Raw genomic sequence first — 15,562 nt, forward strand, 5'->3', positions numbered from 1 at the left:
TCCGCCCAAGGTACGGAATTGGTCCGCTCTTACGGTCCGAAGCCGGGAAATCCCGGAGGCTTTTCATCGAAACGCAACGTCTTTCCTCCCGAAGCCGGCAAGCGGAATCGTTTTCTGACGCGGAGGCTTAGGATGATCCGGATGCGCACGCTCCTCGTTCTCTCAGTCGCTGCAGGCCTTCATGCCTCGGTCATCGGTGTCAGCAAACCCGTGGAGCCGCTCACCGTCGAGCGCATCAACACGATCGTGCCCGCTGCCCAGCGCGGAGCCTGGCTCACCTACCTGAAGCACTCCGCTGACCTTCAGGCAGCAGACAAGGCCTCCATCGAGGCCGAGCGCAAGGGCCTTGCAACGATTCCGCCGCTGCCCACGCAGAGCTACTCCGCGCACACCATCCCGCTGCATCGCGAGGCCGGCTTCTACGCGAGCGACGAAGCGAAGCACATCGGCGACGTCATCCTCAGCTTCCAAACGCCCTCCGGCGGGTGGTCGAAGAACCTGGAGATGGGCGCTTCACCCCGCCTGCCCGGCCAGAGCTATGCCACCGCCAACGCCGCGCCCACGCAGAGCAGCGCCGATGACTTCGATCATCCTGCCGATGAGCATTGGCACTACATCGCCACGCTCGACAACGACGCGACCAACACCGAGCTGCACTACCTCGCCGAACTGAGCGCCGCCCTGCCCGGGCCCGAAGGCGACAAGTACCGCGCTGCAGCGAAGCATGGCATCGTGTATCTGCTCGCCGCGCAATATCCCAACGGCGGCTGGCCCCAGGTCTATCCGCTCGAAGGCGGCTACCACGACGCCATCACCTTCAACGACGGCGCGCAGATCGAGACCACCCAGGTGCTCGCGGCCGCGGCAAAGGGAGCGCGCGTCACGAGCGACCCCGAGGCCATCGACCTCGAGACGAGGGCTGCTCTCGAGCGCATGGGCCGCAAACTCCCTGAAGAGCACCCCAGCACGGAGGACTGGAGCTTCGTCCCCGCGCCCTTGCGCGCTCGCGCCAGGGCTGCCGTCACGAAATCACTGGACGTGATTCTGAAGACCCAGGTGCAGCTCGCCTCAGCACCCGGCCAGCCGAAGGCTCTCACCATCTGGGGCCAGCAGTATGATCCGCTGACGCTTGAGCCCTGCTCGGCCCGCAACTACGAGATGCCCTCGCTCAGCTCCGGTGAGTCCGCCGAAGTGATCGAGTACCTCATGGACCTCGATCACCCCTCGCCCCAGGTCGTGCGCTCTGTGAGCGCCGCCGCCACATGGTTCGAAGCTCACAAGATCATGGGCTACATCTTTACAGGCGGGCGCAATACGCCGGGCGGGCGTCATCTCGAAGCGAAGGAAGGCGCGGGCCCCATCTGGTCCCGCTATTACGCCCTCGACACCCAGAAGCCCATCTTCGGCGATCGCGACAAGAGCATTCACGATGATGTGATGGACATCTCGCTCGAACGCCGCAACGGCTACGCCTGGTATGGCAACGGTCCGGCCAGGGCACTCGCCGAGTACGCCACGTGGAAGAAGACCCACTGAGCCGAACCGCGCTTCGCCGCATCTGACTCCTCATGCAAGTGCAGCACGAATTCGACGCAGACCTCCTCATCCTTGGCGCTGGTATGTCCGGCCTTGCGGCCGCACGTGCGCTTGGGGAGCGCGGCATGCGCGTCCTCGTGCTCGAAGCCCGCGACCGCATCGGTGGCCGCGTCTGGTCTCAGCGCGCTCTATCAGGCGACGTCGTCGAGCTTGGCGCGGAATTCATCCACGGTCGCGCGCCGGAGCTGTGGTCGCTCATCGAAGAGTCCGGAGTCACGACAGCCGAGCGCGATGGTGTGATGCTGCGCGAGACTTCAGATGGCCTGAACGCTGCCGAAGATCATGGCGAAGACATCTTCGCTCCGCTCGAAAACCTCGAAGGCTACGAAGGCGAAGACCTCAGCTTCGCCGACTGGCTCAACACGAGCGATGTGCCCGAAGACTCCCGCGCCGCCGTCACCGCCTACGTCGAAGGCTTCAACGCCGCCGACGCCACGAAGATCAGCATCAAGAGCCTTGGCATCCAGCAGAAAGCCGAGGACGAGACCGAAGGCTACCGTTCCTGGCATGTACACGGCGGATACGTGCAGCTTGCGGACTACCTCGCGACGCGCTTGGTGGCGCAACATGGCCGGATCGAGACGAACTGCGTTGTCGAGTCCATCGCGTGGCAGCAGGGGAGTGTTGAGGTCACCACATCGAAGGGCACCTTCCGCGCTCCGCGCTGTGGCATCACGCTTCCCCTTGGCGTGCTGCAGCAGGTCAATCGTGAGGGCGGGATCCGTATCGAACCTCAGCCTGCGGCCATCGCACAGTCGCATCGCATGGAGATGGGCCAAGCCGCTCGCGTCACGTTGGTCTTTCGTTCGCGCTGGTGGGAGAAAGGCTCCGCCGCGCCCCCCGAAGAGTTGCAGCAGATGGGCTTCCTGCTCACACGCGATCGGCTACCCAGCGTGTGGTGGACGGCACGCACCGAGGCCGAACCTGCACCGACGCTCACCGGCTGGTCGGGCGGCCCGCGATCGCTGATCTTCAGTGGCCGCACCACCGACGAGCTCGCCGCCGAAGCTTGTTCGACGCTGGCGAAGATCTTCCAGATGGACGAGTTCCTCGTTCGCAGCGAGCTTCTCTCCGCGCATACGCATGACTGGACCGCAGACCCGTTCTCGCGCGGAGCCTACAGCTACGTGGCGGCGGGTGGCATCGATGCTCCCCGGGCGATGACCGAACCCGAGCAGAACACGCTCTTCTTCGCTGGAGAGCATACCGACGTTACAGGCCATTGGGGCACTGTCCATGCGGCCATTCGCTCCGGACTCCGTGCGGCGGAACAGATCCTCGACACGCAGTCGCCGAGATTGTAACTCCGGTGATCGCACGGGGCATCCCCAGAAAAGCGGACTCGCATCCTCCCGCCGCCTGGTGGCATCCTAGGCAACATGGCTGACCATAGCTCGATCACTCCGCAGAGCCTTCAAAACCATAAGCCCCTGATGAACACGCCGCGGGAGTTCTTCCCCGACGTTCAGATCCGCATCGATGGCTATGAGATCTATGCGCAGACCGGTGAGCGGCTCATCGACGCGGTCAATCGTGCCGCGGAGATGCTCGAGCAGCCCAGCGTGCCCCACGTCTGCTATCTGCCCGCAATGGGCACCATCGGCAGCTGCGACACCTGCATGGTCGAGGTGAACGGTGAGCTGGTTCGCGCCTGCGAGACCCGGGTCGCCACGGGCATGAGCGTGCAGACGAAGTCGGAGCGCTCCGACGTCGCGCAGCGTGAAGCCTTCGATCGCCTGCTCGAAAATCACGATCTCTACTGCACCGTCTGCGACAACAACAACGGCAACTGCACCATGCACAACACCACCAGCGACCTCGAGGTGAAGCACAACGCCCGGCCCTACCGGAAGAAGCCCTACGCGGTGGATATGTCCAACCCGTTCTATCGCTACGATCCGGACCAGTGCATCCTATGCGGCCGTTGCGTGGAGGCGTGCCAGAACGTCGAGGTCAACGAGACACTCTCCATCGCGTGGGACCGCGAGATCCCGCGCGTGCTCTGGGATGGCGGCGAGCAGATCGAAGGCTCCAGCTGCGTCAGCTGCGGCCATTGCGTCACCGTCTGCCCCTGCAACGCGCTCATGGAGAAGTCCATGCTGGGCCAGGCGGGGTATCTTACCGGCCTGCCCAGAAAGGCCCTCGACGGCATGATCGATGCCGTCAAAGGCGTCGAGCCCTCCACCGGCTATCCGGCCATTCTGCAGCTCTCCGAGATCGAGTCGCACCTGCGTCCGCAGGTGGTCAAGCGCACCAAGACGGTCTGTACCTACTGCGGCGTGGGCTGCTCGTATGACATCTGGACCCGTGACCGGCACATCCTCAAGGTGGAGCCCGGCCCAGGCCCAGCTAATGGCATCTCCACCTGCGTGAAGGGCAAGTTCGGCTGGGACTTTGTGAACTCCCCCGACCGCCTGCGCAAGCCGCTGAAGCGCGTGAAGACATCCCAGGGCGAGACCTTCGTCGAGATCGAGTGGGACGAGGCGCTGCAGATCGTCGTCGACAACTTCACTCGCGTCAAGGACCAGCACGGCCCCGACGCTCTCGGCTTCATCGCCTCCTCCAAGTGCACCAACGAGGAGAGCTACCTCATGCAGAAGCTCGCCCGCGCCGTCATCGGCACCAACAACGTCGACAACTGCTCCCGCTACTGCCAGACGCCTGCCTCCAAGGGCCTCTCGCGCACCGTCGGCATCGGCGGAGACTCCGGCTCCATCGCAGATATCGAGACCGCCGGCCTGGTCATCATCGTCGGCGCCAACACCGCCGAAAGCCATCCCGTGCTGGCCACGCGCATCAAGCGCAGCCACAAGTGGCGCGGGCAGAAGCTCATCGTCGCCGACCTGCGCAAGAACGAGATGGCCGAACGCGCCGACATCTTCCTCAAGCCCAATCCCTCCACCGACGAGGTCTGGCTGCAGGCCGTCACCAAGTACATCATCGACACCGGTCGCCACGACCAGGCCTTCATCGACCGGTGGGTGAACAAGTGGCCGGAGTTCCAGCAGTCGCTCGAAGGCTACACGCTGGAGCACGCCGAGGCCGTCACGGGCATCCCCGTTGCTGTCCTCCGGCAGGTTGCTGAAGACATCATCGCGGCCGATGGCGTGGCCATCTGCTGGGCCATGGGCGTCACCCAGCACTGCGGCGGGTCGGATACCTCCACCGCCATCTGCAACCTGCTGCTGACGACCGGCAACTTCGGCAAGCCGGGCCGTGGCGGCTTCCCGCTGCGCGGCCACAACAATGTGCAGGGCGCCAGCGATATGGGCTCGATGCCCGATACCTTCTCCGGCTATCAGAAGGTCGACGATGCGGCCATCCGCGGCAAGTTCGAGGCCTATTGGGGCGTCACACTGCCGGTCAGCGTCGGCCTCGACAATCGCCAGATGATCGAGGCCATCCACGAAGGCAAGCTGAAGTCGATGTACATCAAGGGGGAAGACACCATCACCTCCGACGCCAGCGCCAACGACGTCGCCGACGCCTTCTCCAAGCTCGACTTCCTCGTGATGCAGGACATCTTCTTCTCCGAGACCTGCCGCTACGCTGACCTCGTTCTGCCTGCCTGCGCCTCCATCGAGAAGGACGGCACCTTCACGAACACCGAGCGCCGTATCCAGCGCCTCTACAAGATCCTCGATCCCGTCGGCGACTCGAAAGCGGACTGGGAGATCATCCAGCTGATCGCGCAGAAGCTCGGCGGCGCAGGCGGATGGAAGTACACGCACCCCTCCGAGATTATGGACGAGGTCGCCGACCTCACGCCCACCTTCGCTGGCGTCTCGTACGAGCGCCTTGAAGGCTACAACTCCCTGCAGTGGCCTGTCGGCGAAGACGGCAAGGACTCACCCGTGCTCTACACGGAGAAGTTCGCGCTGCCCGACGGCAAAGCCACCTTCTGGCCGCTTCAGTACGTCGGGCCCAGCGAAGAGGTCAGCGAGACCTTCGATCTGCACCTCAACAACGGCCGCTTCCTCGAGCACTTCCAGCAGGGCAACATGACCTTCCGGAGCAAGGGCATCAGCGAGATCACGCCCCAGAACTTCGTGGAGGTCTCACCCGAGCTGGCGGATGAGCGTGGGCTGAGCTCGGGGCGCTGGGTCAAGCTCGAAAGCCCGTACGGCATCGTGCGTGTGCCGGTCGTCATCACCACCCGTGTTACGGGCAAGCAGCTCTACATGGGCATGATCTCCGTCGACGATCCCGTCAACAAGCTCACCAGCCTGCACGTGGACCGCACCACCCACACCCCCGCCTACAAGGAGTGCAGCGTCCGTATGACGCTCCTCGACGAGCTCGGGCCCAACCCTCTGCCGCGCCGCAACTTCCGCTACGGCACCCGCAACCCCACCACCGGCGTCGAGGTCGAGCGCAAGCGCGCCCGCGCCGACTATCACATGCCCGGTACCAGGCCCGCCGACAAACTGGTGCATATCAAGACCACGCGCTCGGCGTAGGGCAGACAGTAGACAGGCTGACAGCAGAGGGCACGAAACCATGGCACATCCGATCACGTTCAAACCGCAGCCCATCGATCCCAAGGACGAGCTGGTTCGCGAGCTCGAACAAGCGCGGCGCGAGCACGCCGAGGCTCTGCTCTCCGCCTATGAGCTCCTGCAGTCCGCGCACGACCAGGGCATCCTCGACCTGCTGCGCGCCATAGTGGGTGGACGCGACGTCATCGCCGAGAAGGTCGGCGCGGGCATGGCTCTGCCGGAGACCATTGCCGCGCTGCGCAACACCATCGCGCTCACCCGCATCCTCGCCTCCATCGACCCCGAGATGCTGCACGGCCTGTCCCGCGCCATGGCCGAGGCTGCTGCGCCCATCCTCGAGCGCCAGAAGGAGACCGCCGTCGCCAAGACCGCCCCGCTGAGCTCGGCAGGCACGGAGAGCTCTACGCCTCCGCGGCCGGCCTTCGCTGTCCACGCTCGCCGCGATCCCACAACCGAGCCGCCAAGCCTGTGGCAGCTCTACCGCCGTGCCACGTCGAAGGACGCCCGCCGAGGTATGGCCACCATGCTCGGGATGTTGACCTCCATGGGCCGCGCCATGCGCCCGAAGGAAGAGCGGGACCACGAGTAGACTCGGTCGCCGCACCTTCAGCACAGGCAGGCATTGGGATTTTTTCTCTGGACCGGGGAACGCGCGGTACACTCTCTTCGTCCCGACAACTCAAGCCGGCGAAGGAGGTCAGCCCCATGTCCGATGCGGCCGTTTCCCTTGAAATCACACCCCCCATGTCGCAGCCCATGCGCGTCATCGACACGTTCGTAGCGCCGTCGAAGACCTTCGAAGACATCCTGAAGAGCGCTAACTGCTGGCTGCCTCTGGTTCTTATGGCCGTTCTTACCTTTGCGTGGACGGCGACGATCGATAAGACGATCGGCTTTGATACCGTCATGCAGGTTCAGATGGCGAAGAATCCCGAACGTGCCGCACAGCTGCAGAGCCTGCCCGCTGACCAGCGCGCCGCCCAGATCGAGATGGGGGTGAAGCTCACCCGGACCATCACCTACTGCAGCTTCATCATCGTCATCGTCTTTATGTTGATCGAGGCTCTGCTCCTGTGGGCGGCCTTCAACTTCGGACTGGGAGCGAAGACGACGTTCCCGCAGGTCTTCGCTGTCGTGTCCTTTGCTGGATTGCCGCGGGCCCTCACGTGGGTGCTCAGCATGATCCTGATGGCAGCGGGTGTTGGCGGAGACAACTTCGACGTGCAAAATCCCGTAGGCACCAACCTCGGTTACTACCTCAGCGAAGCACCCAAGTGGATGCAGGCCGGCGGAAAGTTCTTCGACGTTCTGGGCCTCTGGTCACTGGGGTTGCTGATCCTGGGTATGGCGATTATCTCGAAGAAGAAGGTTTCGTCTTCGGCAATGATCATCGGCGGGATCTGGGTCATTGGCCTGCTGCTCACCGCTGGTATTACCGCAGCCATGAGCTAGAGAACACGCTGTCAGCCGAAGGGCATGGCTTGGGCCATGCCCTTTCTGCGTCTGTCTACTTCAGGAACTCCAGCAGCGCCAGGTTCACCTCGGTCGCGTGCGTCCAGTTCAGGCCGTGCGGTCCGCCCTTCACCACGTGCAGCTTCGATCCCGGAATCAGTGCAGGCACCCGTCCTCCGGTCGCGTCGATCGGCAGGATCTGGTCCTCGTCGCCGTGGATCACGAGTGTCGGCACCGTGATCTGCTTGAGGTCCTCGCGGAAGTCCTCCAGCCAGGCGTCCACGCAGCTCAGGTACGCGATGTAGCTTGACCCGCAGCCGACGTTGAAGCTCGCGTGGATCGCCGCATCGGAGATGTCCGTGCCGCCCACCAGCTTCTTGTTGTAGAAGAGCTTCAGGAAGCCCTCCAGCTGCGCGAAGCGATCCTTCTCGATCGCCTGCTTGATGCCTTCGAAGACCTCCGGAGGAACGCCCTCGGGATTGTTGCCATCCTTGCGCAGCGCAGGAGCGATCGAGGCCATGAAGCACACCTTCGTCACGCGGCCCTCGTTGTACTTGCCCATGTAGCGCGCCACCTCGCCACCCCCCATGCTGAAGCCGACCAGCGCCACGTCCTTCAGGTCCAGGGCTTCGAGCAGATGATAGGTGTCCTTCGCGAGTGTGTCGTAGTCGTAGCCTTCGGAAGGCTGCGAGCTGCGGCCAAAGCCTCGGCGATCATACGTGATCACGCGGTAGCCGGCAGCCAGCAGCGCCGAGCCCTGCTTCTCCCAGCTCGCGCCCGAGAGCGGCCAGCCGTGGATGAGCACGATGGGGCGGCCCGTGCCGCGGTCTTCGTAGTAGATCGAGATGTCCGAGGAGTTCTCCTCGCCAACTTTCAGGTAAGGCATGTTCTGGTTCTCCTTAAGCTGTTGGACGCATTCCTGGCAGGGCGTGGCATCACGTTTTGGTGAATCCCTCTGGCAAAACAAAAGCCCCAGCCGAAGCCGGGGCCCTTTCGAGCTTCCTGGATCCGCTGAGCCTACTCAGTCCAGCGTTTGAAGATCAGCGAGCCGTTTGTTCCACCGAATCCAAAGCTGTTGGAGAGCGCGTAGTTAATCTTCGCCTCCTGCGGCTTGTTGGGGACGTAGTTCAGGCGGCAGGCCGGATCCACATTCTCGAGGTTGATCGTCGGGGGGACGATCTGGTTGATGAGTGCCATCACCGTGATGCCCGCCTCCAGTCCGCCGGCGCCACCCAGGAGGTGACCCGTCATGGACTTGGTCGAGCTGACCAGCAGCTTGTGGCTGGTGGCATGCTCGCCGAAGGTGTTCTCGATGCCCTGGGACTCCAGTGCATCGCCCAGAGGTGTGGACGTCGCGTGGGCGTTCACATAGCCGATCTCTTCCGGCCGGATCCCAGCGCACTTGATGGCCGCCATCATGGCGCGACGGCAACCGTCGCCCTCGGGGGCCATGCCGGTCATGTGGAAGGCGTCCGCGCTCATACCGTAGCCGACGATCTCGGCCAGGATGTTCGCTCCGCGCGCCCTGGCAAACTCCAGCTCCTCAAGGATGAGGATGCCTGCGCCTTCGCCCACCACAAAGCCGTCGCGGTCCTTGTCGAAGGGCCGGCAGGCGTGGGTCGGATCGTCGTTGCGGGTGGAGAGAGCCTTCATCGCGGCGAATCCGCCCACCGAAAGCGGTGTGATCGCAGCTTCGGCGCCACCGGCAATCATGGCGTCGGCATCGCCGCGCTGGATGATCCGGAAGGCGTCGCCGATGGAGTGAGCTGACGAGGTGCAGGCCGTTGCCGTCGCTTCGTTCGGTCCCTTGGCGCCGTAGCGGATGGACACATGTCCGGCGGCAAGGTTCACGATCGATGCAGGGATAAAGAACGGCGAGATACGACGCGGGCCGTGGTTCATCAACTGCGTGTGTTCGCGCTCGATGATGTCGAAGCCGCCGATACCCGAGCCGATGTGAACACCCACCTGCTCCGAGTTCTCGTCGGTAACCTTGAGTCCCGAGTGCTCCATGGCCTCATGGGCGGCAGCGAGAGCAAAGTGGATGAAGCGGCCCATCTTCCGGGCCTCCTTCTTGTCCACGAACTGGTGCGGATCGAAATCCTTCACCTCAGCAGCAAAACGAACGGAGTGGCCGGCGAGATCATACTGCGTGATCTCAGCCATGCCACTCTTGCCAGCAAGCACCGACTCCCAAACGTGGTCTTTGGTGTTACCCACGCCGCAGAGCAGGCCCATGCCGGTCACGACGACGCGACGCTGTTGCAACATCTTGCTTTCAGAACCTCAATTTCAAATTCGTGGAAAGACTACTTCTTGGTCTTCTCGATGTAGTCGACGGCGTCCTTGACAGTCTTGATCTTCTCGGCGTCTTCGTCGGGAATCTGAATGTCGAACGCTTCCTCAAACTGCATGACGAGCTCAACGACATCGAGCGAGTCAGCGCCGAGATCTTCCTGAAAGCTCGCGCCCGGCGTCACTTCCGCCTCGTCCACCTGAAGCTGCTCGACAATAATCTGTTTTACCTTCTCGTCTACTGCTGCCATCTTGCAAATCTCCTAATCAGGTTCCGTGTGGGAGTGGGATACGGGCCCTCTGGCCGCAGAGCCATCTGGAAGCCTCAAGGAAAGAGCATATAGACGTGGTCTGCGGGTGTAAAGCAAACCGAACCCCCGTTCCGCCCACCGCAGGAGGAAATTGTTCCGGCCGAACCGATTTCCGGTAGCATGGGTTTCGACCCGGTACCTGAGGCGTGGCCGAATAAGGCCGGGCGGCGGAGCAACACCTTGACGCACAAGACCTGTATGCATTGCGGTTCCAATGCAATGCGCCGCATTAATCGAAAAGGGTTTCTCGAAGAGACACTGCTCCCCAAGCTTGGCCTCTTTCCGTGGGAGTGCGCCATGTGCCGGCGCAAGACCTTCCTGCGGAATAACGGCCACTCCGAACTCCGGCGCAAAGCCCACGACCGCCGCGATCAGGAACACACCGAAAGCCAGTCGCCCGCCGACTGACATCTCCGACTTGTGTGATCGTTGGACGACACACGCGGTGAAATGTAACTGAGGAGCTTTGCTACTCCTCCTCGTTCGCCGCCAGCATCGGCAATAGTCCGTCGAAGTTCCCCTGAGCCGCAGCGGGCAACGCGTCTGCGCCTCCAGACGCACTCTCAGAGCTCACATCCCGCAGCGTGCGGTTGATGGCGCGCGTCCTCACGCCGAGCTTCTGGATCGTGTTCTGCACCGTCCCCACCTGCTTCTCCATGGAATCCATCAGGCCCTCGAAGTTCTTGAACTCCTTCTGCGCGGTCGCCAGCACATTCCACACCTCGTTCCCCTTCTTCTGCAGGTTGAGGATGCGGAAGCCCAGCTGGAAGCTCGTCAGCAGGGCATAGAGGTTCGAGGGGCCGGCCACCATCACGCGGCATTGCTGATGCAACTCGGCCTGCAGGCCGTCGCGGCGTAACACCTCCGCGTAGAGGCCCTCGGTGGGCAGGAACATGATCGCGTAGGGCGTTGTCACCGGCTCGTTGATGTACTTCGAACAGATCCGCTTGCCCTCGGTCCGGATCGCGTTGTCGAACGCTTTGCGGGCCTGCTCGATCTCCGCCTGCTCGCCGTGTTCGTAGGCCGTCTCCAGCCGCTCCCAGTCCTCGCGCGGAAACTTCGCATCGATCGGCAGCAGCACGTCTGCTCCCGTTGAGCCCGGAAACTTCACCGCATACTCGACTACCTCCAGCGAGTTCGCCTTCACCCGCGCATTCTCCAGGAACTGTCCCGGCGCGAGCACCTGCTCCAGCAGCTTACCCAGTTGCACCTCGGCAAAGCCGCCGCGCGACTTCACGTTGGAGAAGATGCGGTTCAGGTCGTTCACTCCAGCCGAGAGAGTGTTCATCTCTCCGAGGCCGGTGTGCACCTTGGCGAGTTGGTCTGTCACCTCACCGAAGCTCGAGGTGAGCCGGTCGTGCAGGGTCTTCTGCAGCTTCTCGTCAACCGTATTGCGCATCTCCTCCAGCTTGGCTGTGTTGTCCGCGTTCAGCTTGTCCAGCCGCTGCTGTACGGTCTCGCGCAGCTTCTCCTGCTCGCCGGCCTGCCGCGTGCTCAACGCTTCAAGACTCTGCTGCAGCGCCTCGCGCCCGCTGGTCTGCGACTGTGCCTGGTCGGCGGCAAACGCATTCATGCGCTGCGTCAGCGTGTTCAGTTGAGCCTCGACGGCCTGTCGCAGCGCCTCGCTGCCTGTCTTGTTATCGCCACGGAAGGTTTCCAGGCCGCTGGCCAGCGTTTTGCCGAGCGTGTTCACAGTGCCCAGAAGCTCTTCACGCAACTCCCGGGAAGATTTGTCTGCGGCCACTCTGGCTCGTTCTGCGGCTCCTGAAGCCTCCTGCCGCGTCTGCGCCAGCTCCTCGCGCAACGCACGCTCGGTGCCTCCAGCCTGCGTCTCCAGGCGCGTCAGCCGAGAGGGCAGATCGGCGGCCAGCAACGACTCCAACCGCGGATCGGCGACGTTCGCGGCCGGTTTGCGTGAGGCAATCCAGAGCACAATCAGGGCAACAAGGGTGACGATCTGGAGAGCAATCAGAATGGGCAGCATTTCGGTTTTCCTTCGCTAACAGCCTGGATCGGAGAATAGCACCGGGAATTGCGGAATCGCTTTGGGTCTCGGCGTCTCGGCTTCTACTTGTCAGGCATCGATCGCGACGCTACTCTTGGCAGACATTTCCTCTTCGGATTCGTGGCGTGCTGGAACTCCATCCCGGGTCGGCTCACTCACGTCCAGTAGAGGTGATTTCGGTTTGGGGGGCGGCGGGTTCGGTCCTTCCCCGCGGAGTTTGCCGTGACCAGAATTGCCCTGAATCGATTTGCTCTGTGCCACCGTGCCGTGAGAAGTGTCCTTCTCCAGAGCCTCGTGGGTCTGCTGCATGCGATCTTCGCTCCATACGCTCACGCCTCTTCTCCGGCATGGACAGCGCCCACCCCAGACGAGCTAAAGATGACGGCCGAGCCGAAGGCTCCCGGCGCACCTTCCGTCATGCTCTCGTACGACGAGGTGGACGACGCCAGTTCGGCCGAAGTCACCATCCATGTCCGGATCAAGATCCTCACGGAAGCCGGACTCCGTTCCGGCACCATCGAGCTGCCGCCCCGCATCTTCGACTACGACGTTGATGGCGAGCACATCGTCGCCCGCACCATCCACGCCGATGGAACCATTATTCCGTTCAATGGGAAGCCGCATCATGGTCAGCAGTCTGAAAACAGCGACGCCGACAAGACATTTATCTCGATGCCTTCGGTTGAGGTTGGCAGCATCCTCGAATACATCTGTCACTTCGACAGCCAGAACCGCATCTATCAGCAACTCGCGCGCTATTACGCTCCGATCTGGCGCGTGCAGCGCACCTTCTTTGTGAAACAGGAACACTTTCTGCTCAAGTTCGCGAGCCGCGAGAACTCCGCCGGAGCGCGCTGGGTATCCCATCTCCCTCCCGGTGCCGATCTCGTCCGCGACAAGCAGACCGTGCGGCTCGATCTCGCCGACGTGCCCGCCTACCAGACCGAGCCCTTCATGCCTCCGGCCGATGCTGTCGTCTATCGTGTCCGCTTCTTCTACTTTGCGGGCGACCCTGCGAGCTTCTGGGCGTTAACCGGTACCTCTACCCGCGATGACTGGAACCATGAGCTCATCGCGGGCAAAGACCTTCAGGCAGCCGTCCACGGGCTCCTTCACGAGGGAGATACGGAAGATCAGAAGCTGCGCCGCCTCTACGCAGCCGTCATGACGCTGGAGAACACCGACTTTACCCGGGAGCGTTCCGCGCGGGAGGACAAGAAGAGCGGCATCCGAACCACAGGTCTCATCGACGACGTCTGGATCGGCCGCCGGGGCACCAGCTATGCCATTGCCATGCTGTTCATCGCAATGGCTCGCGTCGCGGGCTTCGATGCATTTCCGATGGTCGTCGCGTCTCGCAACCGTACCCGCTTCGACGAGCAGGTCCTCACCTGGAGCCAGCTCGATTCCACTCTTGCTGTCGTGAGTTACAAGGGCAAGCTCTTCTTCCTCGATCCCGGGATGCCTGCCTGCCCCTACGGTGTTCTCGCGCCGTGGCATCTGCAGGCCGCCGGATTTGCCGCCTCGACCGACCGCATGTCGCTCATCACCAGTCCGGCCTTCAGTCCCGCTAACTATCGCCGGGAGCGTGCCGCAAACCTCTTGCTTGCGCCCGATGGATCTGTGACTGGCACTGTGACTGAGGCTTGGGTCGGAGGTGGCGGCATCGCATTACGCCTCGTCGCCCGCGCCACAGATGCGACCGCAATGGAGAAGGGACTAGAGGAATCGCTGCGGAGCGACCTTCCTTCAGCCTTCCAGGTGAAGCTCACCAAGCTGGAGGGTGTGGAGGATGGAGAAGCCCCTTTGATCGCCAGTTTTGAGGTGTCAGGCAAGCTAGGAACCGTGACTCCACGGCGGCTCCTTCTGCCTGCGCAGCTATTTCAAACGAACGAGACAAATCCCTTCACCGAAGCCGAGCGCAAATTACCGATCAGCTTTCCCGAAATCGTCCGCAGCCACGATCAAGTGAAGATTCGGATGCCCGCTGGCCTAAAGATCGACTTCACGCCCGATGGGCACACGCTGAACGTTCGCACCTCGCTGGACTACGCCTCGGAGATCAAGAAGGGGCATCTGGCCGGCACACCCGGCTCCGATCCGAACGTCCTTCTTCTAGACCGTGTATTTGCGGTAAGCACGATGGACTTTCCCATCGACGACTATCCGACGCTTCGGAAGTACTTTGGCGACATCGCGACCGCCGATCAGGAGCAGATCGTTCTGAGTCGCGCCACTGCCGAGGTTTCTGGCGCCAGCGCGGCCCACTAGCGAGTGCAATTTCCGCACGCTGTGTTCAAATATTCAGTGAGAGCACGCTTGCTCGCAAAGGACCGGCAATTGCGTCAGATGGGTATGAATCGTGCATTGGCTTTGGCTGTAGCGTTGGCAACCGGCTGCGGAATCGCAGCTGCGCAGACCTCTGTACCTCCCAACGAGGTTGCGCCCTACAAGGACACCTCGATGCTCAAGCCGCCGGCCGGGGCAAAGGTCGCTGTCATCGAGTGGGAAGACCTCGAATGCCCGGCCTGCGCGCACGCCTTTCCCATCGTGCATGAGGCTGTCGCCAAGTACCACATCCCCCTGGTGCGCCATGACTTCCTCATTCCCGGCCACACCTGGAGCCGCACCGCCGCCATCTATGCACGCTGGATGGAAGACACCATCGGCTTCGACTACGCGACCGACTACCGCCGCCAGGTCTTTGCCTCGCAGTTCCGCATCGCCAGCCCGGACGACCTGAAGCAGTTCACCGAGGCGTACCTCAAGAACCACGGCGGCAAGTCGCTGCCCTTCGTCGTCGACCCGAGCGGCAGATTCACCCGCGAGGTCGAGGCTGACGCTGCCCTCGGCGACAAGCTTGGCCTGCGTGAGACCCCGACCATCCTCGTGGTCACCAACCGCCACTGGATCCAGGTGAAGGACGTGATGCAGCTTTACACCGCCATCGACCAGGCCCAGGCCGAAGCCGCGCGTGAAGGAGGAGCTCCAGCAGCGCATAGGAACGCAGCGCGGTAGGGAGACCGAGAATTTACGACCTGAAGGCCCGCGCGTCGGGCCTTCTTCATTGCTCAGAGCACAATGTTGTTGCGACTTCTGCTTACCCGCTTTTCTTCTGACCGTATCCGCGGTGGTGGCGGTTCGACAAACAGTCATTGGCTTCCATTGGGAGTATCCGGGGATACTGATCAAGCACAGCTCGGTGCTCAAGGTGAGAGCTTGCGACAAGGTCGACATTCTCAAGTGGGCTGACCCGCGGTGCCATGTCGCAACGCATCGCTAGTCCGGTGCCACTTTCATCCGCGCCCGTCTAAGAAAAATGCGCCCACTCCAATGCCTATCGCTCGTTACTCTCCTCGTCCCGTGCGCTGCTTGGTCACAGCAGGCAGATGCCGTCCCGCTGA

Annotated in this window: 13 protein-coding genes; 8 read left to right on the forward strand and 5 right to left on the reverse strand. The window is 62.7% G+C overall.

Annotated elements, in window-relative coordinates; all coding sequences use genetic code 11:
* Positions 1-141: 141 nt before the first annotated feature.
* The 5 genes from pelA (at position 142) to C4S68_RS15505 (ending at position 7,547) form a co-directional block, all read left to right on the forward strand.
* Entirely contained in the window at positions 142-1,536 is a 1,395-nt protein-coding gene (gene pelA / locus C4S68_RS15485) for a pectate lyase (RefSeq protein ID WP_235011626.1), read from the forward strand.
* A 32-nt stretch (positions 1,537-1,568) separates the two neighbouring features.
* On the forward strand, positions 1,569-2,900 hold the full coding sequence (locus C4S68_RS15490; protein ID WP_103933992.1) for a flavin monoamine oxidase family protein: 1,332 nt from the start codon (positions 1,569-1,571) through the stop codon (positions 2,898-2,900).
* A 129-nt stretch (positions 2,901-3,029) separates the two neighbouring features.
* Entirely contained in the window at positions 3,030-6,056 is a 3,027-nt protein-coding gene (gene fdhF / locus C4S68_RS15495; protein ID WP_235011627.1) for a formate dehydrogenase subunit alpha, read from the forward strand.
* A 40-nt stretch (positions 6,057-6,096) separates the two neighbouring features.
* Entirely contained in the window at positions 6,097-6,684 is a 588-nt protein-coding gene (locus tag C4S68_RS15500; RefSeq protein ID WP_103933994.1) for a DUF1641 domain-containing protein, read from the forward strand.
* Between the two features lie 116 nt (positions 6,685-6,800).
* A complete protein-coding gene (locus C4S68_RS15505; protein WP_103933995.1) occupies positions 6,801-7,547 on the forward strand; it encodes a YIP1 family protein in 747 nt (248 codons plus the stop codon).
* Between the two features lie 55 nt (positions 7,548-7,602).
* On the opposite strand, the gene C4S68_RS15510 is transcribed toward C4S68_RS15505, so the two are convergent.
* The 3 genes from C4S68_RS15510 to C4S68_RS15520 form a co-directional block, all read right to left on the reverse strand.
* On the reverse strand, positions 7,603-8,433 hold the full coding sequence (locus C4S68_RS15510; protein WP_103933996.1) for an alpha/beta fold hydrolase: 831 nt from the start codon (positions 8,431-8,433) through the stop codon (positions 7,603-7,605).
* A gap of 131 nt (positions 8,434-8,564) precedes the next feature.
* On the reverse strand, positions 8,565-9,818 hold the full coding sequence (gene fabF / locus C4S68_RS15515; RefSeq protein WP_103933997.1) for a beta-ketoacyl-ACP synthase II: 1,254 nt from the start codon (positions 9,816-9,818) through the stop codon (positions 8,565-8,567).
* Positions 9,819-9,856: 38 nt separating this feature from the next.
* Positions 9,857-10,093 (reverse strand): acyl carrier protein, encoded by a 237-nt coding sequence (locus tag C4S68_RS15520; protein ID WP_103933998.1) that lies wholly within the window; start codon positions 10,091-10,093, stop codon positions 9,857-9,859.
* A gap of 240 nt (positions 10,094-10,333) precedes the next feature.
* Here C4S68_RS15520 and C4S68_RS15525 point away from each other — a divergent pair, with 240 nt between their 5' ends.
* Positions 10,334-10,561 (forward strand): hypothetical protein, encoded by a 228-nt coding sequence (locus C4S68_RS15525; protein WP_146072173.1) that lies wholly within the window; start codon positions 10,334-10,336, stop codon positions 10,559-10,561.
* Positions 10,562-10,622: 61 nt separating this feature from the next.
* On the opposite strand, the gene rmuC is transcribed toward C4S68_RS15525, so the two are convergent.
* The gene (rmuC, locus tag C4S68_RS15530) at positions 10,623-12,137 is read right to left on the reverse strand and encodes a DNA recombination protein RmuC (protein WP_103934000.1); all 1,515 of its coding nucleotides are present in this window, start codon (positions 12,135-12,137) and stop codon (positions 10,623-10,625) included.
* A 90-nt stretch (positions 12,138-12,227) separates the two neighbouring features.
* Entirely contained in the window at positions 12,228-12,467 is a 240-nt protein-coding gene (locus C4S68_RS23265; protein WP_160115187.1) for a hypothetical protein, read from the reverse strand.
* Positions 12,468-12,536: 69 nt separating this feature from the next.
* Here C4S68_RS23265 and C4S68_RS15535 point away from each other — a divergent pair, with 69 nt between their 5' ends.
* Together C4S68_RS15535 and C4S68_RS15540 are read left to right on the forward strand one after the other, a co-directional pair.
* The gene (locus C4S68_RS15535; protein WP_103934001.1) at positions 12,537-14,429 is read left to right on the forward strand and encodes a DUF3857 domain-containing protein; all 1,893 of its coding nucleotides are present in this window, start codon (positions 12,537-12,539) and stop codon (positions 14,427-14,429) included.
* 84 nt (positions 14,430-14,513) lie between these two features.
* Complete coding sequence (locus C4S68_RS15540) at positions 14,514-15,176, forward strand: DsbA family protein (RefSeq protein ID WP_103934002.1); 663 nt, start codon at positions 14,514-14,516, stop codon at positions 15,174-15,176.
* Positions 15,177-15,562 lie beyond the last annotated feature (386 nt).

The sequence above is a fragment of the Bryocella elongata genome (assembly GCF_900108185.1).
In the GTDB taxonomy this organism is placed as follows: domain Bacteria; phylum Acidobacteriota; class Terriglobia; order Terriglobales; family Acidobacteriaceae; genus Granulicella; species Granulicella elongata.